The following is a 17,511-nucleotide window of genomic DNA, read 5'->3' as shown; positions in this document are numbered from 1 at the left end:
TCGGTTTAGCAGGTGGCGCCGCATCTCGCCAAGCCGGCGGTACGGGTGGGTGCAGCCAAGATTCGACTCGCAAATCAAGGATTTCGATATTACCTTTTCACAAGAGGTAGGTTTGATGGCAAAAATTCCAGGACCTCCGTCCTTCGACGGCCTGAAGCGCAGAATGGCAAGACACCGGGCGGAAAATCCTCCCCGCAAGAAAGACCATTTCGTCCGTCAGACATATTGCCTCGCCCTCATCGATGCCCGCGCCAAGGCGCGCGAATGGTTCGACGAATATCCGAAAGCGGCTTATTGGACGGAGGTGGAAAGCTGGCGCCAGCTCGACGGCGACCACATCGAATTCACCATGCGCCGCCTGCCTTCGGCCGACTGACCGTTACTCTGCTGCGGGCCGCACCCGGCTTTCGATCAGCAGGCCGCTTTCATCCATGATCGGATGCGCCACAGAGACGATGTGGGCGTTGATGCGTTTGAGGTCGCGCAGCATGTCGAGATGCAGCGAACTGGTCTGCAGGCTGTCGGCGCGCCCGTCTCGCAGGCGTTCGAGATGATGCTCGGCCGACTGTTTTTCCATCCGGCGGACCTCGACCTTCACCTCCATCATCTGCCGCGCGAGATTGAAATCGCGGGTGACGAAGATCGTCTGGGCGACACGCAGATTGTCAATCGTCAGATCGAACAGCTTGCGCAGCTCCTGGTGACCGTCGTCGGAAAATTTGAGCCCGAGGGAGATCTTTTTGGCCACCTGCTCCAAGAGGCCTTTTTCGATGATATCGCCCATATGTTCGAGATTGATCGCATAATCGATGACGACGATCGAGCGGCGAGCGTTTTCGTCACTGAGCCCCTCGCGGCCGAGCTTCGAGAGATAGACTTTCACAGCTTGCTGCAGCCGATCGACGCGCTCTTCGAGAGCTGTGATCTCGGTTAGCTTGGAGGCATCATTCTGCTCGAAGGCTTCGGAAACCCGGATCAGCATGCGTTCGACGAGATCGCCTATGCCGAGCACTTCGCGGGTGGCGCTGGCAAGGGCAATGACGGGCGTCGAAAGCTCCTGCGCATCCAGATATTTCGGGGCGTTGTCAGGCTCGGGTTGATCCGGCACCAGCCGCACCATCAGGGTGGCGAGCGACCGTGAGAAGGGCCAGGCGAGTGCTGCGAGCAGAAGGTTGAAGGCCAGATGTGCATCGACCGGCAGCTTGGCGGGCCCGAAAGGCAGCATCTGGATGAGCTCCGCCCCATAGCCTGCGAGCGGCAGGGCGAGGATGCAGCCGATGGTGCGCACTATGAGATTGCCGAGGGTGACGCGTCGGGCCGAAACCGGGCCGGAGAAAGTCGCAATGACAGGCGGTATCGCGCCGCCAAGATTGGCGCCGAGCACGAGCACGATGACGAGTTCGGGGGAGATGAGGCCGGCCGATGCGAGCGACAGGATCAGTACCACCACTGCGAGGCTCGAGGAGGACAGGAAGGCGAGGGCTGCCGAGAAGAGCAGCGCCACCGGCAGGGCGCCATCCAACAGTCCGATGAAGGCTGCGAGAGCCGGAGAAGCGCGCATCGGTTCGGTCGCGAGGCCGAGAAGGTGCAGCGACAGCAGCATCAGCCCGATGCCGATCAGCGCTGCGCCGCCGCCCTGACTTGCGCTGGAGCGGCGGCGGTAAAGCACGATGCCGGCCAGGATCAAGAGGGGAGAGAGCCATTCGATGCCGGTCGCGACGATCCAGGCGGTGATCGCGGTGCCGACATTGGCGCCAAGCAGGACGATCTGCGCCATGCGCGGCTTGATCAGATCACGCTCGACGAAGGATGCGGTCATCAGCGCCGTTGCCGTGGAACTCTGCAGCGCGACGGTTGCGACGAGGCCTGACAAAAAAGAACGAAGGCCGCCGCGGGTGCCGCTTGCCAGCCCCGTTCTCAGGCGGGCGCCGAAAGCCCTGGACACGCCATCCTTCACCTGCGCGAGGCCGAACAGCAGCAGAGCCACGGCGCCGAACAGGTTGATCATGATGATTGTGGAGTCCATTTGTTGTTTTTATTCTTCTTTCGTAGGCCTGGAGACGCGCATGTCCGGCTTTTGCCTTCCGAAGCTGTTGAAATCATGGAAGCAATGTGATTCTTTTAATTGCTCGGCTAATAAATATAGACCCGTTTGACGGATTGACAACGTCATTTTGCGACACATGGAGGTCGGCCGTTCCGCCAAGGTGGTGTCGATCAGGCCCAGACGGTCTGGCGCATCGCCTCGCCGACGATCATTGCGGCCGAGACGGCGACATTGATCGAGCGCTGGCCTTCGACCATCGGGATCAGGATGCGGGCGTCTGCGGTTTCATGCACCGGATCGGGCACGCCGGCGCTTTCGCGGCCGAAAAGCAGGATATCGTCGGGGCGGAAGACAAGGTCGGTGTAGCGATCAGCGGCTCTGGTCGAAGCGAGGATCAGGCGACGACCGGTGGTGAGACGCCATGCCTCGAAGCGGTCCCAGCTGACATGGCGGGTCAGCGCAGCGGCGGCGATATAATCCATGCCGGCGCGTTTCAAATTGCGGTCGGAGACGTCGAAACCGGCGGGCTCGATCAGATCGACCGCGAAGCCGAGGCAGGCGGCAAGGCGCAGGATCGTGCCTGTGTTGCCGGGAATATCCGGCTGGTAGAGTGCCAGTCTTAGGTTCGTCATGACGCGCCGCCTTTTTAATTTTCGTTTCGACGCGAGAGGCGTAATCCAACTGTCGTTTCGGAGCAACGGGGGCCATTTTGGTCCCGAGATGTTCAATTTACGCCATTGGGGGGCTGGAAATTTCGCGGTTTTCGCGGTATCCATGCACGTCTTCAATCGCCAGCAGGGAGGGCCGACATGAATATTTTGCTCCATATGCGCTTTCCCGCCGTGATGCCGATCAAGGCGACATGGCGCCGCTAGTGCGCATTTCTTCCTGAAATCCCCTTCTTGATCCATTGTGCGGCTGTTTCAGCCTCGCCCCTTGAACGTTCGGTTCCCATATGTGCTTGCATGGCGCCGGGATGGCGCGAAGCCGGGAGCCGAAACGCTGACGTTTCGGAGCAATTTCATGTTTGGCTGGTTCGAACAGCGACTCAATCCCTTTCCGAGCGAGGAGCCCGTCGCTCCGCCGAAGGGCCTCTTTGCCTTTTGCTGGCACTACAGCAAGCCGGCTGCACCCTGGCTCTGCCTGATGGCCATGCTGACAGCCTCGATCGCCGTCGGCGAAGTGGCGCTCTTCCAGTTTCTCGGCGATATCGTCGACTGGCTGACCAATGCCGACCGCGCCACCTTCCTGCAGACGGAGGGCCACAAGCTTTTCTGGATGGCGGCGTTGGTGCTGGTCGGCTTGCCGCTGGCCGCCGGCCTCGATTCCCTCATCATGCACCAGATGCTGCTCGGCAATTATCCGATGAGCGCCCGTTGGCAGATGCACCGCTTCCTGCTGCGTCACAGCATGACGTTCTTCGCCAACGAGTTTGCCGGGCGTGTCGCGACAAAGGTGATGCAGACCTCGCTTGCCGTGCGCGAAACGGTGATGAAGATCCTCGACGTCTTCGTCTATGTCGTCAGCTATTTCCTGACGATGATCATCGTCATTGCGGCGGCCGACTGGCGGCTGATGATCCCGATCCTCGTCTGGCTCGCCGTTTATATCGGCATCGTCTCTTATTTCGTGCCGCGGCTTCGCAAGATCGCGGCGACGCAGGCGGATGCGCGCTCGATGATGACGGGGCGCGTGGTCGACAGCTACACCAACATCGCCACCGTCAAGCTTTTCTCGCATGCCGGCCGCGAGGAGGTCTACGCCAAGGAGGGCATGGACGAGTTCCTGCAGACCGTGCACAAGCAGATGCGCAAGGTGACGCTCTTCCACATCAGCGTCTACCTGAACAACTGCGTCGCGCTTTTCGTCGTCTCGGGCCTGTCGATCTGGTTCTGGCTGAACGGGGCGATCTCGGTCGGTGCGATCGCCATTGCCATCGGTCTTGCCATGCGCGTCAACGGCATGTCGCAATGGATCATGTGGGAAGTCTCGGCGCTGTTCGAGAATATCGGCACGGTCTATGACGGCATGGAGATGATGAGCAAGCAGCACGACATCGTCGACAAGCCGGGCGCTCCTGTCCTGACGGCGAAGAAGGGCGCGATCCACTACGAGCGAATCCGGTTCCACTACGGCAAGAGCAAGGGTGTCATCGACAATCTGTCGCTCGACATCAAGGCGGGCGAGAAGGTCGGTCTCGTCGGGCGCTCGGGCGCCGGCAAGACGACGCTGATGAACCTGCTCTTACGCTTCTACGATCTGGAGGGCGGCCGCATCACGATCGACGGGCAGGATATTTCAGGCGTCTCGCAGGAAAGCCTGCGCTCGCTGATCGGCGTGGTGACGCAGGACACCTCGCTGCTGCACCGCTCGATCCGCGACAACATCGCCTATGGCCGGCCGGAGGCGACCGATGCCGAGGTGATCGAGGCCGCCAAACGCGCCAATGCCTGGGAGTTCATCGAGGGGCTCGTCGACATGCAGGGGCGCGAAGGGCTCGACGCGCAAGTCGGCGAACGCGGCGTCAAGCTCTCCGGCGGCCAGCGGCAGCGCATCGCGATTGCCCGCGTCTTCCTGAAGGACGCGCCGATCCTGGTGCTCGACGAGGCAACCTCGGCGCTCGACTCGGAAGTCGAGGCGGCGATCCAGGAAAACCTCTTCGCCCTGATGGAGGGCAAGACGGTGATCGCGATCGCTCACCGGCTTTCGACGCTGACGGAGATGGACCGGCTGATCGTGCTCGACAAGGGGCGGATCATCGAGGCCGGCTCGCACGGCGAACTGATCGAAAATGGCGGCATCTACGCCGACCTCTGGAACCGTCAATCCGGCGGCTTCCTCTCCGATCACGCCGAGGAAGCGGAAGAGGCGGCGGAATGAGATGAAAAGGCCCTCCCTGCGAAAGTGGGGAGGTTCTTAAGGTGGCTCTGAATTTGCCGGAGGGTTGCCGAAAGATCTACGCGCGTCTGCCTCTTATGCGTTCAAAGGCTGTCGGCCCAGTCGATCACCCGGTCATGTTCGACGATAACAATGGTGTTGGCGGCTGCGATCGTGCGCAGCGCCACGATGCGGCGGCGCTCTTCCTGGTCGAGCCAGGCGGCAAGGGCCTCGGTGACGATCTCGTCGCGCGGCAGCGCCAGGTCGATGGCGAGGGCGTCGAGCCTCTCTGCAAGCGGAAGCGGAATATGCGCATCGAGCATTTTCGTTTCCATGAAACTTATCTCCGGTGAAGCGCCATCGTAGTGTCAGATTGTGACCGGTTCGGGGGCAATCAATAGCGATGCCGCCGATGTTATCGATCATTACAAAAATATAAGGTTTCTCGGCATTTCATTCTCTTTGCCGGTCCTCCTAATCCGCCTATATCGCTTCCATGATCTTAAGCCCTATCCTACGCCTGTTCGAGACTTGGATCGATCCGTTTCGTCCGCGCGCCGATCTTCAGCCTCCGCGCTCGACGCTCGGATTCATCTGGTTCTATATCGGCCAGGCGAAGATGCCCTTCATCGCCATGCTCGTTCTCGGCGGCATGTCGGCGGCGATCGAGGCGGCGCTCTTCTGGTTCGTCGGGCGGCTGGTCGATATCCTCGGCAGCATCACGCCCGGCACCGGCTGGAGCGGTCTTCTCGCAGCCCATGGCGGCGAGCTGTTCGGCATGCTCGCTCTCATCGGGATCGTGCGCTTCGTCGTCGCCTTCCTGATCGCGCTTGTGGACCAGCAGGTGATCACGCCTGGTTTTTATAATCTAGCACGTTGGCAATCCTATCTCCATGTCTCCCGGCAGTCTTTGTCGTTCTTCCAGAGCGATTTCTCCGGACGCATCGTCACCAAGGTCTGGTCGGCAGGGCAGGCGACCGGCGATCTCGTGACTTCGCTGATGGAAAGCGTCTGGTTCGTCGGCATTTATGCCGTCACGACGCTCGCGCTCGTCGCCCGGCTGGACTTTTCCCTCGCCGCCGTCGTGCTGTTCTGGCTTGGCGCCTTCGCCCTGCTTGCCCGCCACTTCGTTCCACGGATCCGCCATCATTCGCGCGAAACGGCGGAAGCCGCATCGATGCTGAACGGCCGGATGGTCGATTCCTACAGCAACATGCAGACGCTGAAGCTGTTTGCCCGCGATGAGGAGAGCGACCGCTATATGCGGCAGGGCTTCGACATCTATCAGGATACGGTGCTGCGCTTTACCCGGTTCATCACCGGTGTCCGGGCTTCGATGGCGCTGCTTTCCGGCCTGATGATCGTCACCATGGCGGGGCTGAGCGTCGATCTCTGGCTGCGCGGCCTGGTCAGCTCCGGGGCGGTGGCCTTCTCGCTGGCGCTGGTGCTCCGGCTGAATTTCCTGCTCGGACGGATGATGACGCAGTTCAACGGCATCATGCGCAATCTCGGCACCATCCAGAATGCCGCCGAGCTGATCTCCCAGCCGCTGGGGCTCGTCGATCGGGCCGATGCGAAGAGCTTGGTGATCCGGCAGCCGGGCATTCGTTTCGACAATATTTCCTTCCGCTACGGCAAGGATCACCGGCCGGTCGTCGAAAATTTCTCGCTCACCATCCGCCCGGGCGAAAAGGTCGGGATCGTCGGCCGTTCCGGTGCCGGGAAATCGACGCTGATGAACCTCTTGCTGCGCCTCTACGATATTCAGGACGGCCGCATCCTCGTCGACGGCCAGGATATATCGGCCGTGACACAGGAAACTCTCAGGATGCAGATCGGCGTCGTCAGCCAGGACACGTCGCTGCTGCATCGTTCGGTGCGCGACAATATCCTGTTCGGACGTCCGGATGCCGGCGAGGAGCGGCTGGTCGAAGCAGCCAGGCGCGCCGAAGCCATCGATTTCATCGAGCGCCTGCAGGATCAGCAAGGCCGCAAAGGTTTCGATGCGCATGTCGGCGAACGCGGCGTCAAACTGTCGGGCGGCCAGCGCCAGCGCATCGCCATTGCCCGGGTCATGCTGAAGGATGCGCCGATCCTCGTTCTCGACGAAGCGACGTCGGCGCTCGATTCGGAAGTGGAAGAAGCGATCCAGTCCAATCTTCATCGGATCATGGAGGGCAAGACCGTGCTTGCCATCGCCCACCGGCTGTCGACGATTGCCGCACTCGACCGGTTGATCGTCGTCGATCTCGGCCGGATCATCGAGGAGGGCAGCCACGACGAACTGCTTCGCCGCGGCGGGCTTTATGCCGAGCTCTGGGCGCGTCAGTCCGGCGGTTTCCTGGCGGCGGACGACGATCAGAACTCAGGGATCGACGACGAATTCCGCCATCAGGCCAAAATGATTTGAACCGAAACTGTCCTGGATGCGGCGGACCGATTTCAGCCGCAGCGGCGCTTTGCTGAAGACGTGATCGATCGGAATGCCGAAGGCGCCTGCCCTAATCGGCCATGTCGCCGGCTCCAGCGATACCGTTCCGAGGCCCTGGCCGCGCATGAGCCACTGCACGTCGGGCGCCAGGATCGACGTATTGAAATCACCGGCAAGCACGAGCGGCCCCGGCAGGGAAGGGATGATCTCCGCGAGATCCCAGATCTCCAGGCCGTGGAATTCGTCATAATAGGGTTTGGTGAGGTGCGCCGCGAGGAAGTTGACCTTCTGACCATCGAAGTCGATGGTCGATATCGTCAACCGGTTGCGCCAGAGCAGGCCGAGGTTGCGGATGCGGGGTTCGATCAGCGGACGCTTCGACAGCACCAGCGTATCGCATTCCTGCATGCCGACACCGCAGCCGATGTAATAGGGATAGGTCTTCAAGAGCCGCGGTAGTTCCGACAAAACCGGTTCGGCTTCCAGGATGTTGACGACATCGGCGCCGGAGGCGATGGCCATGTCGGCGATTGCGGCGCCGTTCGCGAAATTATCGTTCTCGATATTGAAGGACATCAGCTTGAAGAGGGCCGAGCGGTTTTCTTCGACAGCGGGCTCGGCGAATTCGCGCATCATCATGACGCCATGGACGGCAAGGACCACGGATAGGCTAAGTGTCAGCACCCCATACCAGTGCCGCTTGACGAGAAGGGCTGCGATAGACGCTGCCGCTGCGGCCACCGCCAGATGGACCTGGAAGCTGTAAAAGAAGGAAAGCAGATAGAAATCTCTGACGTAGCGCAGCGAGACGACAGCGAGGACGAGCGTCGTGAGAACGCTGAATACGCAAAAAATCGTGTCTCTCATTCGTTCCGGTCCGGCTCGCTGGCGTGGCTGCCATCGCGCCTATCATGGCGGCCCTTTTGTTGCAATGCAGCATAATGGCAAGCTTGTGTTTGCCTTAAAAAAATCCTCGGAAATTCCCGCGACATTGTGCCCTCGTCCCCTTGCCAAGGCTGGACATAATTTGCGATCAAGCTTAGAACGCGCCGGATTGCCGGGGAATCTATGGCCGAATTGTGTCCAGATCGATTCGCCGGCAGAGGGGGCAGGGCGGAATTCCGCAATAATTGCGCAGAGGATGGTTAGGCCGTGAGCGAACACGTAACGACAAGCGAGGCTTCGACAGAGCCTACTCGCCGTGATTTCCTTTATCTCACCACTGGTATGGCGGGCGCTGTCGGCGCCGTTTCGGTTGCCTGGCCGTTCATCGACCAGATGCGCCCGGATGCATCGACACTGGCACTCGCCTCTATCGAAGTCGATGTTGCGAGCCTCGAGCCCGGCATGTCGTTGACGGTCAAGTGGCGCGGCAAGCCGATCTTCATCCGCAACCGTACGCCCGAGGAAGTGAAGGCCGCCGCCGACGTTCCGCTGGCGGACCTCAAGGATCCGATCGCGCGCAATGCGAACCTTCCTGCCGATGCTCAGGCAACCGGTGTCGATCGTTCCGGCGGCAAGGACAAGGAAAACTGGATCGTCATGATCGGTACCTGCACCCATCTCGGTTGCGTTCCGCTCGGTCAGGCCGGCGAATACAATGGTTGGTTCTGTCCCTGCCATGGCTCGGTCTACGATACGGCCGGCCGCATCCGTAAGGGTCCTGCGCCGCAGAACCTGGCGATTCCGACCTTTTCATTTATATCCGATACCAAAATCAAGATCGGTTGAGGGGAGACTGATTAATGAGTGGCCATTCCAGCTACGAGCCGTCAACCGGCCTTGAGAAATGGGTCGATGCGCGCCTGCCTTTGCCGCGCATGGTCTATGACAGCTTCATCGCCTATCCGGTTCCCAGAAACCTGAATTATGCCTATACTTTCGGCGCTATGCTCGCTGTCATGCTGATCGTGCAGATCCTGACGGGCGTCACGCTCGCCATGCATTATGCCGCCGACACGACGCTGGCTTTCAACTCCGTTGAAAAGATCATGCGCGACGTCAACCACGGCTGGCTGCTGCGCTACATGCATGCCAACGGCGCCTCGTTCTTCTTCGTCGCCGTTTACCTGCACATCGCCCGCGGCCTCTACTACGGTTCCTACAAGGCGCCGCGCGAAATCCTCTGGATCCTCGGCGTCGTCATCTACCTGCTGATGATGGCGACCGGCTTCATGGGCTATGTTCTGCCCTGGGGGCAGATGTCCTTCTGGGGCGCGACCGTCATCACCGGCTTCTTCTCGGCCTTCCCGCTGGTCGGCGAATGGATCCAGCAGTTCCTGCTCGGCGGCTTTGCCGTCGATCAGCCGACGCTGAACCGCTTCTTCTCGCTGCATTACCTGCTGCCCTTCATGATCGCCGGCGTCGTCGTCCTGCATATCTGGGCGCTGCATGTCACCGGCCAGACCAACCCGACGGGCGTCGAGGTCAAGACGAAGACCGACACTGTGCGCTTCACGCCCTATGCGACGATGAAGGATGCGTTCGGCGTCTCGATCTTCCTGCTGGTCTACGCCTATTTCGTCTTCTACCTGCCGAACTTCCTGGGCCACGCCGACAACTACATTCCGGCCGACCCGTTGAAGACGCCCGCCCACATCGTTCCGGAATGGTACTTCCTGCCGTTCTACGCGATGCTGCGTTCGATCACCTTCAATGTCGGTCCGATCGATTCCAAGCTCGGCGGCGTGCTGGTGATGTTCGGTGCGATCATCGTGCTGTTTTTCCTGCCTTGGCTCGACACCTCCAAGGTTCGCTCGGCCGTCTACCGTCCCTGGTACAAGCTGTTCTACTGGCTGTTCGTGATCAATGCGATCATCCTCGGCTGGCTCGGCTCGCAGCCGGCGGAAGGCTTGTTCACGACGATCTCGCAGATCTGCACGCTGCTCTACTTCGCTTTCTTCCTGGTCGCGATGCCAGTTCTCGGCCTGGTGGAAACGCCGCGCCGCATCCCGAACTCGATCACCGAAGCGGTGCTCGAAAAGCGCAACAAGACAGCAGCCGCCGGTGCGGCGGCCAATGCGTAAGCGAGCGACGGAAGGAAACGGAAATATGAAAACGCTTGTTGCAAGCATTCTGCCGCTCGCCGTCGCGGCTCTTCTCGGCAGCGCCGCCCTCGCTGAGGAAGCGGCGCCCGCGAACGGAGCAGCACCTGCCGCCCATCACGAGGAAGGCGCGACGCCGCACTATCCGCTGAAGGAGCCGAAGGAGGAAGAGTGGACTTTTGCCGGTCCGTTCGGTCATTACGACAAGGCTCAGCTTCAGCGCGGCCTCAAGGTCTATACCGAAGTCTGTTCCGCCTGCCATTCGATGAACCTGGTGCCGTTCCGCATGCTCGGCGAGCTTGGTTATTCCGAGGCGCAGGTGAAGGCTTTCGCCGCAAACTACGAGGTCCAGGACGGGCCGAATGCCGCCGGCGAGATGTTTACCCGCAAGGCGGTCCCTTCCGACCACTTCCCGGCGCCTTTCGCCAATGCCGAGGCCGCCGCCGCGTCCAACAATGGTGCGGTTCCGCCGGACTTTTCGCTGATCGCCAAGGCCCGCGAAGTCGAGCGCGGCTTCCCGCGTTTTGTCGGCGACATCTTCACGCAGTATCAGGAAAACGGCCCGGATTACATCCACGCGCTGCTGACCGGTTATGAAGAGCCGCCGGCAGGGTTCCAGGTGCCGCAGGGTGGGCATTATAACCCCTATTTCCATGCCGCTGCCGTTCTCGCCATGCCGAAGCCGCTCTCCGACGGCCAGGTGACCTATGACGACGGCTCGCCGGCGACTGTCGACCAGTATTCGAGAGATGTCTCCGCCTTCCTGATGTGGGCCGCCGAGCCGCATCTCGAGGAGCGCAAGCGCACCGGCTTCATGGTCATGATCTTCCTGGCGATCTTCACGCTGCTGATCTATCTGACGAAGCGCTCGGTCTACGCCAACAAGGATCACTGAGCGTTCCCGACGAACATTCAAAAGGCGGCCTCGGCCGCCTTTTTTGTTGGTTCCGCCCCTGGCAATTGATAGAGTGCGGCCAGTTTCTTGCCCTGAAGCGCGTCGCGATCTCGCAGATTCGCTTGGCACACACTTTAGGTTTTGGTTTTGCGCATGTCGTCGGCGCAAAACCGCTCCACACTTTGCGCGACATGCTTTAGCAGAATACGGACTTTCCATGGACAATACGACTTCGGAGCTTGCATCCAGCATCCGCTCCATTCCAGACTATCCCAAGCCCGGCATCATCTTCCGCGACATCACCACGCTGCTCGGCAACCCGCGGGCTTTCCGCCGGGCAGTCGACGAACTCGTGCAGCCCTATGCCGGCACGAAGATCGACAAGATTGCCGGCATGGAGGCCCGCGGCTTCATCCTCGGCGGCGCGGTGGCGCACCAGCTTTCCTCCGGCTTCGTGCCGATCCGCAAGAAGGGCAAGCTGCCGCACGACACCGTGCGCATCGCCTATAGCCTCGAATATGGCGTCGACGAAATGGAGATGCATCGCGATGCGGTTCAGCCGGGCGAGAAGGTGATCCTGGTCGACGACCTGATCGCCACCGGCGGCACGGCCGTCGGCGCGACCAAACTGCTGCGCCAGATCGGCGCGGAAGTGGTCGGCGCCTGCTTCGTGATCGACCTGCCGGATCTCGGCGGCCGCAGGAAGCTGGAAGAACTCGGCGTCAACGTGCACACGCTGGTCGAATTCTCCGGACACTGAGGCAGGATCCTGCGCCCGCGTCAGTCGAATTCCAGCACGCCGCTTTCGAAGCGCATGACGGGATCGCCGTTCTGATTGATGCCCTCGCAGAGGATGGTGTTGAGGTGCCAGCCCGGCCGCGACGCGAGCGGCCGGCTGGAGAGGAGGGCGACGGAATAGGTCACGACGTCGCCCGGGAAGATCGGCCGCAGCCATTGTAGTTTCTGGAAGCCCGGCGAGGGACCGAGGTTCGGCGCCGTCAGACCCTTTTGCGCAAGCGCGATGGCCTGGCTTTTCCAGAAGGCGAGGAAAGTCTGCATCCAGGCGGCGGTGGTGTGCCAGCCCGAGGCGCAAAGGCCGCCGAAAAGAGTATCCTTGGCCGCTTCCTTGTCGATGTGAAAACGCTGCGGATCGTAGCGTCTGGCAAAGCGGATGATGTTTTCCTCGGTGAAGGTGTAGCTGCCGATCTCGGCCTTCTCGCCGGCGGCGCAAAGTTCGGACATTCTCATGCCGATGCCTCCGGGCTCGTGCTGAGGCTTGGCGCAGGGCGCATGCGGATCATGACCGAATTCTCCGAGAGGCAAACGAGTTCGCCGCGCTGGTTTTCCAACTCGTGGCGGAACTTGGCGATGCCGATGCCGGGGCGGGAGCGCATCGGCCGGGCTTCGAGCACGGTCGAGTGGCCCTGTAGCGTATCGCCTGCCAGCACCGGCTTTCGCCATTCCATCAGATCGATACCCGGTGCACCCTCGCAGAGCGCGTTGAGGATATAGCTGTCGGCCATCATGCGCATCAGCATCGCAGACGTATGCCAGCCGGAGGCGGCGAGCCCGCCGAGAATGCTGGCGCGGCCGGCGGCCTCGTCGACATGCATCGGCTGCGGGTCGAATTCGCTGGCGAATTCGATGATTTCTTCGGCAAGCACCAGCTTGGGGCCGAGGGGGAAACGGCGTCCGGGTTCAAAATCCTCGAAAGACAGCTTTTCTACCGACATTCGTTCTCCCGCCATATGCAGCGCCTTGAACAGGATGTTTTCGGCCGGTCGGCCTAAAATCTGAATCCTGTTCTACATTAAAGAGTTAGAGCATGGTGTCGCCCGAACCGCTTACACTTTTCGGCATCATGCTCTAAAGCGCGTTGCGATCTTTCAGATTCGCTTCTCGCGCTTTAGATCTTTGTTTTTACGCATGTCGTTGCCTCAAAACCGCTGCACACTTTTGCGCGACATGCTCTAGTGCTTACAATAGCATCCGCGCGGGCTCAAACGATTCCGGGGAGATAACCGGGTATGACGGAACTAAAGTCGATCCTAGACGAGGCCGTGCGCCAAGAGCTGATTTCGCCGGAAGCGGGTGGGAGCCTTTTGCCTTTTCTCATCGAGCGCGGCGTGGCCGTCGCCGGGGCGCCTGTCATGGCCGCCGAGGAGCCGGCCTGGTCGGATACGGAGACGCCGCGTTTCGTGCGAGGCTTCCACGATGTGCTCATCACCATCGGCGTTATCGTGGCGCTCGCCGGCCTCTGGGGTCTTGCGCCGCTTTACGCCGTGCCGCCCGCCATCATCGTGCTTTCGGAAATCCTGGTGCACCGCCAGCGGCTCGCCTTGCCGGCCGTCAGCCTGACGATTGCGCTGTTGTGCTGGATATTTTTGCTGATGTCCCACGTCTTAACGCCCTGGACCTCCGAAATCGGGGCTGATCTGACGCAGTTCGTTGCCGGCTTCCCGATCCTTCTCGGCGTTTACTATGCCCGCTATCGCGTGCCCTTGGCGCTGGCACTCTCGATCATGTCGACGCTTGCATTGGTGCTCACCCTGCTTTTGCGCCTGGTGCAATGGCTAAGCGGCAACCCCGCATTTTTCGTCGACCATCTTGCGGTGCTGGCTGCGGTTTCTCTCGTCTGCGCGCTCGGCCTCTTCGCGACGGCGCTCTATTTTGACCTCGGCGACCGGCTGCGCCGGACGACCCGGTCGGATATCGCTTTCTGGCTGCACCTCGGCGCGGCGCCGGCGCTGCTCTATAGCACTGTTTCGCTGCTGTCTCTCGGGGAAGGCGGCCGTATCTTTGATCTGACGAACATGTCGGCCCGGACGCCTGTGGTCGTCGCGACGGTGGCGGCGCTGATGCTGATCGGCCTCGTCATCGACCGCCGCGCCTTCGTCACTTCGGGGCTGCTGTCGCTCGGCGTTGCAATCTTCAGCGTCTTCCGGCACGGGAGCGCCACGGTCGACACCTATATCTTCACGACGCTGATCGTTGTCGGGGCAATCGTATTGATCATCGGCACCGGCTGGATGCCGCTTCGACGGCAGGTGCTGCGCGCACTGCCGCCGGCAATCGCAAACAGGCTGCCGCCGGGCTAGAGCATGATGCCGAAAAGTGTGAGCGGTTTTCGGCGACATCATGCTCTAACTTATTAATTTAGAACAGGATTCAGATTTAAGGCCGCTTCGGCCTAAAATCATCCTCTTCTTAGGCGGCAGCGTCGCTCGGTCACGTGTTGAAACGGAAGTGGATGACGTCGCCGTCCTGGACGACGTATTCCTTGCCTTCGTCGCGCGCCTTGCCGGCATCCTTGGCGCCGACTTCGCCGTTGAACTTGATGTAGTCGTCATAGGCGATGGTGTTGGCGCGGATGAAGCCGCGCTCGAAATCGGAATGGATGACGCCGGCGGCCTGCGGCGCCTTCGTGCCGCGCTCGATCGTCCAGGCGCGCGTTTCCTTCGGGCCGACGGTGAAATAGGTGATGAGGTGGAGCAGCTTGTAGCCGGCGCGGATCAGCCGGTCGAGACCGGCTTCATCCAGATCGAGGGCCGAGAGGAATTCCTTGGCCTCCTCCTCGGGAAGCTGGGCAACCTCAGCCTCGATCGCCGCCGAGATGACGACGGTTTCGGCACCCTGTTCCCTGGCCATGGCGGCGACGGCCTCGGTGAATTCATTGCCGGTCGAAGCCTCGGCCTCAGCGACGTTGCAGACGTAGAGCACGGGATGTGAGGTGAGGAGGTTGAGCCCCTTGAGGATGGCGATTTCCTCGGCATCCAGCGTCGACAGCAGCGTGCGCACCGGCTTGCCCTCATTGAGCAGCTTCAGCGACGCTTCCATGATCGGCAGCATCGCCATGGAATCCTTGTCCTTGCTGGTGGCGCGCTTGCGCGTCTGCTCGGTGCGGCGCTCCAGGCTTTCGAGGTCGGCGAGCATCAGCTCGGTCTCGATCGTCTCGGCATCGGCGACCGGATTGATGCGGCCTTCGACATGGGTGATGTCGCTGTCTTCGAAGCAGCGCAGCACATGGACGATCGCATCGACTTCGCGGATATTGGCGAGGAACTGGTTGCCGAGGCCTTCACCCTTCGAGGCGCCGCGCACCAGGCCGGCGATGTCGACGAAAGAGATGCGGGTCGGGATCAATTCCTTCGACTTGGCAATGTCGGCAAGCTTGCGCATGCGCGGATCGGGCACGGCGACTTCGCCGGTGTTCGGCTCGATGGTGCAGAAGGGGTAGTTCGCCGCCTGTGCCGCCGCCGTCTTGGTGAGCGCGTTGAAGAGGGTCGATTTGCCGACGTTCGGCAGACCGACGATGCCGCATTTGAAGCCCATGGCTAAAACCTGCTGTTCTTGAATTCCTTGTGGTTGCCTATGGGATAAAGGAGCAATATGGTCAAGTCTTAGAGAGCTTTTACCGTCGCTGACTTGTCGATCGATTGGTGCTGTCCTATTCTTGAAAGCAACGAGGATTTTGACGCATTGCGGATTTCGCCGGAATGCGTCTGACCATCTCTCTATCAAAGCCCGTGGTCAGGTTCGGCCTGTTTTAACGCCGGCAACCGCGACGATGGCTGTCGAAAATTCGTCGTCGACCTCGATGAATTGGTTTTGAAATTCCTGACCCCATGTCATCAACGGCTGGATTTTTCCGATGAGTGACAATGACATTGCCCTGAAACCGAAGACCAAGGTGAAGCCGAAGCTGGACAGGCCGAAGCTCTACAAGGTCATTCTCGTCAACGACGATTATACGCCGCGCGAATTCGTCATCGTGATCCTCAAGGTCGTTTTCCGCATGAGCGAGGAGACGGGCTACCGGGTGATGATGACGGCGCACAAGCTCGGCTCCTGCGTGGTCGTCGTCTGCGCCAGGGATATTGCCGAGACCAAGGCCAAGGAGGGTATCGACCTTGCCAAGGAGATGGGATTCCCGCTGATGTTCACCACGGAGCCTGAGGAATAGCTCCCTTGAACTCAGGGCCGGCGGATCTGATAGCCGGTCTTGTCCTGCACGAAGCCGCAATTCTCGTAGAAACGCAGCGTTGCCGGGTTCTTGGAGCCGGTCAGCAGCATCACTTTATAGCAGCCGGCCTTCCAGGCCTCATTCACGGCATGTTTGATGACGGCGCCGGCGTACCCATGCCGGCGATGATCGGCATGGGTAATGACGTTTTCAATCAGCGCATAGGAGGCGCCGCTCCGTGTCAGGTTCGGTACGACGATCAGGGTGGCGGTGGTAGCGGCCAAATCACCGGCAAAGCCGATGAATACCGTCATGCCTGGCTGGGCGAGTATGGCGGAGAAGCGTTCTTCTGCCGTGGCTTCGTCGAGAAGCGGATCCGTCGGGTTCAGATGCTGGTAGAGGACGGTCAGCCCCGGGAGATCGCCTGATGCAGCGCGGCGGATAGCGAAATCCCGGTCCGGCACGAGCTTCATTCCCCTTTGTTGCCGAACATCTTCTTCAGCATCTCGGCCATCGGGCCGCTGGTTGGCAGCTTCGGCTGATTGCTGTTGCGGGCCTGGCGGATATGCGACTGGCCGGCCGGTTTCTGGTCGCTATTCTTGCTTTCCTTTCGCGGCTTTTCTTCCTCGGCCTTGCCGCCGAGCGCCAGCGCGATCTTGTTCATCAGCTGCGAATCTTCGTTTCGCACCAGCATATCGGCATTGTCGGCGAGCGTATCGAGAAGCGGTTCCAGCCAGACTTTGTCGGCCTTGGCGAAATCGCCGAGCACATGGTTCTGCACCATTTCCTTGACGCCGGGATGGCCGATGCCGAGGCGCAGCCGCCGGTATTCCTTGCCGCAATGGGCGTCCAGTGATTTGATGCCGTTGTGGCCGCCGTGGCCGCCGCCGGTCTTCAGCCGGGCTTTGCCCTGGGGAAGATCGAGTTCGTCGTAGATGGCGACAAGATCGGCGGGCTGGAGCTTGTAGAAGCGCATAGCTTCGCCGACGGCCTCGCCGGAGAGGTTCATGAAGGTCTGCGGCTTGATCAGCAGCACCTTTTCGCCGCCAAGCTCGCCCTCGGCGATTTCGGCCCTGAACTTCTTCGACCAGGGCGAGAAGCTGTAGCGCCGATGAATGGCGTCGACGGCCATGAATCCGATATTGTGGCGGTTGCCGGCGTATTTGCCGCCGGGATTGCCGAGACCTGCGATGATCAGCATGGTCGGTCTTCCCTCGCTAGAACTTCCCGCCGTTCACCATCTGGAAATGAACC

The 17,511-nt window shown here is 60.8% G+C and carries 18 protein-coding genes; 9 read left to right on the top strand and 9 right to left on the bottom strand.

Translation table 11 applies throughout. The annotated features are described in order from the left end of the window. Positions 1–115 precede the first annotated feature (115 nt). A complete protein-coding gene (locus GGD57_RS10590; protein ID WP_184469453.1) occupies positions 116–376 on the top strand; it encodes a hypothetical protein in 261 nt (86 codons plus the stop codon). Positions 377–379: 3 nt separating this feature from the next. Here GGD57_RS10590 and GGD57_RS10585 read toward each other — a convergent pair whose 3' ends face one another. Both GGD57_RS10585 and GGD57_RS10580 read right to left on the bottom strand, forming a co-directional pair. Further along, positions 380–2,026 carry a Na/Pi cotransporter family protein gene (locus GGD57_RS10585; protein WP_184469451.1) on the bottom strand — a complete coding sequence of 549 codons (1,647 nt, stop codon included), beginning with the start codon at positions 2,024–2,026 and terminating at the stop codon, positions 380–382. A gap of 191 nt (positions 2,027–2,217) precedes the next feature. Next, positions 2,218–2,679 (bottom strand): tRNA (cytidine(34)-2'-O)-methyltransferase, encoded by a 462-nt coding sequence (locus GGD57_RS10580; protein WP_184469449.1) that lies wholly within the window; start codon positions 2,677–2,679, stop codon positions 2,218–2,220. 391 nt (positions 2,680–3,070) lie between these two features. Between GGD57_RS10580 and GGD57_RS10575 the strand changes: the two genes are divergently transcribed. Next, positions 3,071–4,927, top strand: a complete 1,857-nt coding sequence (locus tag GGD57_RS10575; protein ID WP_085739010.1) for an ABC transporter ATP-binding protein — start codon at positions 3,071–3,073, stop codon at positions 4,925–4,927. 101 nt (positions 4,928–5,028) lie between these two features. On the opposite strand, the gene GGD57_RS10570 is transcribed toward GGD57_RS10575, so the two are convergent. Next, positions 5,029–5,259 carry a CopG family ribbon-helix-helix protein gene (locus GGD57_RS10570; RefSeq protein WP_010065514.1) on the bottom strand — a complete coding sequence of 77 codons (231 nt, stop codon included), beginning with the start codon at positions 5,257–5,259 and terminating at the stop codon, positions 5,029–5,031. A 161-nt stretch (positions 5,260–5,420) separates the two neighbouring features. Here GGD57_RS10570 and GGD57_RS10565 point away from each other — a divergent pair, with 161 nt between their 5' ends. Further along, on the top strand, positions 5,421–7,334 hold the full coding sequence (locus GGD57_RS10565) for an ABC transporter ATP-binding protein (RefSeq protein ID WP_184469447.1): 1,914 nt from the start codon (positions 5,421–5,423) through the stop codon (positions 7,332–7,334). On the opposite strand, the gene GGD57_RS10560 is transcribed toward GGD57_RS10565, so the two are convergent. Further along, a complete protein-coding gene (locus tag GGD57_RS10560) occupies positions 7,290–8,222 on the bottom strand; it encodes an endonuclease/exonuclease/phosphatase family protein (RefSeq protein WP_184469445.1) in 933 nt (310 codons plus the stop codon). The two genes, GGD57_RS10565 and GGD57_RS10560, sit on opposite strands and share 45 nt — an antisense overlap. Before the next feature lie 285 nt (positions 8,223–8,507). Here GGD57_RS10560 and petA point away from each other — a divergent pair, with 285 nt between their 5' ends. The 4 genes from petA to GGD57_RS10540 all read left to right on the top strand — a co-directional run bounded on the left by petA (position 8,508) and on the right by GGD57_RS10540 (position 12,054). Then, the gene (gene petA / locus GGD57_RS10555; RefSeq protein WP_184469443.1) at positions 8,508–9,086 is read left to right on the top strand and encodes a ubiquinol-cytochrome c reductase iron-sulfur subunit; all 579 of its coding nucleotides are present in this window, start codon (positions 8,508–8,510) and stop codon (positions 9,084–9,086) included. 14 nt (positions 9,087–9,100) lie between these two features. After that, complete coding sequence (locus GGD57_RS10550; protein WP_184469441.1) at positions 9,101–10,381, top strand: cytochrome b; 1,281 nt, start codon at positions 9,101–9,103, stop codon at positions 10,379–10,381. A gap of 25 nt (positions 10,382–10,406) precedes the next feature. Next, on the top strand, positions 10,407–11,294 hold the full coding sequence (locus tag GGD57_RS10545; protein ID WP_184469439.1) for a cytochrome c1: 888 nt from the start codon (positions 10,407–10,409) through the stop codon (positions 11,292–11,294). Positions 11,295–11,511: 217 nt separating this feature from the next. Then, complete coding sequence (locus GGD57_RS10540) at positions 11,512–12,054, top strand: adenine phosphoribosyltransferase (RefSeq protein ID WP_184469436.1); 543 nt, start codon at positions 11,512–11,514, stop codon at positions 12,052–12,054. Between the two features lie 20 nt (positions 12,055–12,074). Here the strand turns inward: GGD57_RS10540 and GGD57_RS10535 are convergent, their stop codons facing one another. Both GGD57_RS10535 and GGD57_RS10530 read right to left on the bottom strand, forming a co-directional pair. Next, complete coding sequence (locus tag GGD57_RS10535) at positions 12,075–12,542, bottom strand: MaoC family dehydratase (protein ID WP_184469434.1); 468 nt, start codon at positions 12,540–12,542, stop codon at positions 12,075–12,077. Continuing rightward, positions 12,539–13,027, bottom strand: a complete 489-nt coding sequence (locus GGD57_RS10530; RefSeq protein WP_184469432.1) for a MaoC family dehydratase — start codon at positions 13,025–13,027, stop codon at positions 12,539–12,541. The genes GGD57_RS10535 and GGD57_RS10530 overlap by 4 nt, the downstream gene beginning before the upstream one ends. 294 nt (positions 13,028–13,321) lie before the next feature. On the opposite strand from GGD57_RS10530, the gene GGD57_RS10525 reads away from it, so the two are divergent. Then, positions 13,322–14,392, top strand: a complete 1,071-nt coding sequence (locus GGD57_RS10525; RefSeq protein ID WP_184469430.1) for a hypothetical protein — start codon at positions 13,322–13,324, stop codon at positions 14,390–14,392. 130 nt (positions 14,393–14,522) lie between these two features. On the opposite strand, the gene ychF is transcribed toward GGD57_RS10525, so the two are convergent. Continuing rightward, positions 14,523–15,626 (bottom strand): redox-regulated ATPase YchF, encoded by a 1,104-nt coding sequence (gene ychF / locus GGD57_RS10520; protein ID WP_085737931.1) that lies wholly within the window; start codon positions 15,624–15,626, stop codon positions 14,523–14,525. 319 nt (positions 15,627–15,945) lie between these two features. Here ychF and clpS point away from each other — a divergent pair, with 319 nt between their 5' ends. Beyond that, the gene (clpS, locus tag GGD57_RS10515) at positions 15,946–16,257 is read left to right on the top strand and encodes an ATP-dependent Clp protease adapter ClpS (RefSeq protein ID WP_184469429.1); all 312 of its coding nucleotides are present in this window, start codon (positions 15,946–15,948) and stop codon (positions 16,255–16,257) included. 11 nt (positions 16,258–16,268) lie between these two features. On the opposite strand, the gene GGD57_RS10510 is transcribed toward clpS, so the two are convergent. After that, the gene (locus tag GGD57_RS10510; RefSeq protein ID WP_184469427.1) at positions 16,269–16,730 is read right to left on the bottom strand and encodes a GNAT family N-acetyltransferase; all 462 of its coding nucleotides are present in this window, start codon (positions 16,728–16,730) and stop codon (positions 16,269–16,271) included. Then, the gene (pth, locus tag GGD57_RS10505) at positions 16,727–17,458 is read right to left on the bottom strand and encodes an aminoacyl-tRNA hydrolase (protein WP_184469425.1); all 732 of its coding nucleotides are present in this window, start codon (positions 17,456–17,458) and stop codon (positions 16,727–16,729) included. Before pth ends, GGD57_RS10510 begins: the two co-directional genes overlap by 4 nt. Positions 17,459–17,511 lie beyond the last annotated feature (53 nt).

It is taken from the genome of Rhizobium esperanzae, from assembly GCF_014197615.1.
GTDB lineage: Bacteria > Pseudomonadota > Alphaproteobacteria > Rhizobiales > Rhizobiaceae > Rhizobium > Rhizobium esperanzae_A.
This window is presented reverse-complemented; position numbering and strand designations above follow the sequence as displayed.

What these genes read in the sequence shown, in the direction of transcription:
- GGD57_RS10525 (WP_184469430.1), top strand. Translation starts at nt 13,322, where the DNA reads ATGACGGAACTAAAGTCGATCCTAGACGAGGCCGTGCGCCAAGAGCTG.
- GGD57_RS10580 (WP_184469449.1), bottom strand. Translation starts at nt 2,679, where the DNA reads ATGACGAACCTAAGACTGGCACTCTACCAGCCGGATATTCCCGGCAAC.
- GGD57_RS10575 (WP_085739010.1), top strand. Translation starts at nt 3,071, where the DNA reads ATGTTTGGCTGGTTCGAACAGCGACTCAATCCCTTTCCGAGCGAGGAG.
- pth (WP_184469425.1), bottom strand. Translation starts at nt 17,458, where the DNA reads ATGCTGATCATCGCAGGTCTCGGCAATCCCGGCGGCAAATACGCCGGC.
- GGD57_RS10570 (WP_010065514.1), bottom strand. Translation starts at nt 5,259, where the DNA reads ATGGAAACGAAAATGCTCGATGCGCATATTCCGCTTCCGCTTGCAGAG.
- GGD57_RS10540 (WP_184469436.1), top strand. Translation starts at nt 11,512, where the DNA reads ATGGACAATACGACTTCGGAGCTTGCATCCAGCATCCGCTCCATTCCA.
- GGD57_RS10585 (WP_184469451.1), bottom strand. Translation starts at nt 2,026, where the DNA reads ATGGACTCCACAATCATCATGATCAACCTGTTCGGCGCCGTGGCTCTG.
- GGD57_RS10560 (WP_184469445.1), bottom strand. Translation starts at nt 8,222, where the DNA reads ATGAGAGACACGATTTTTTGCGTATTCAGCGTTCTCACGACGCTCGTC.
- GGD57_RS10550 (WP_184469441.1), top strand. Translation starts at nt 9,101, where the DNA reads ATGAGTGGCCATTCCAGCTACGAGCCGTCAACCGGCCTTGAGAAATGG.
- GGD57_RS10565 (WP_184469447.1), top strand. Translation starts at nt 5,421, where the DNA reads ATGATCTTAAGCCCTATCCTACGCCTGTTCGAGACTTGGATCGATCCG.
- GGD57_RS10590 (WP_184469453.1), top strand. Translation starts at nt 116, where the DNA reads ATGGCAAAAATTCCAGGACCTCCGTCCTTCGACGGCCTGAAGCGCAGA.
- GGD57_RS10535 (WP_184469434.1), bottom strand. Translation starts at nt 12,542, where the DNA reads ATGAGAATGTCCGAACTTTGCGCCGCCGGCGAGAAGGCCGAGATCGGC.
- GGD57_RS10530 (WP_184469432.1), bottom strand. Translation starts at nt 13,027, where the DNA reads ATGTCGGTAGAAAAGCTGTCTTTCGAGGATTTTGAACCCGGACGCCGT.
- GGD57_RS10545 (WP_184469439.1), top strand. Translation starts at nt 10,407, where the DNA reads ATGAAAACGCTTGTTGCAAGCATTCTGCCGCTCGCCGTCGCGGCTCTT.
- ychF (WP_085737931.1), bottom strand. Translation starts at nt 15,626, where the DNA reads ATGGGCTTCAAATGCGGCATCGTCGGTCTGCCGAACGTCGGCAAATCG.
- GGD57_RS10510 (WP_184469427.1), bottom strand. Translation starts at nt 16,730, where the DNA reads ATGAAGCTCGTGCCGGACCGGGATTTCGCTATCCGCCGCGCTGCATCA.
- clpS (WP_184469429.1), top strand. Translation starts at nt 15,946, where the DNA reads ATGAGTGACAATGACATTGCCCTGAAACCGAAGACCAAGGTGAAGCCG.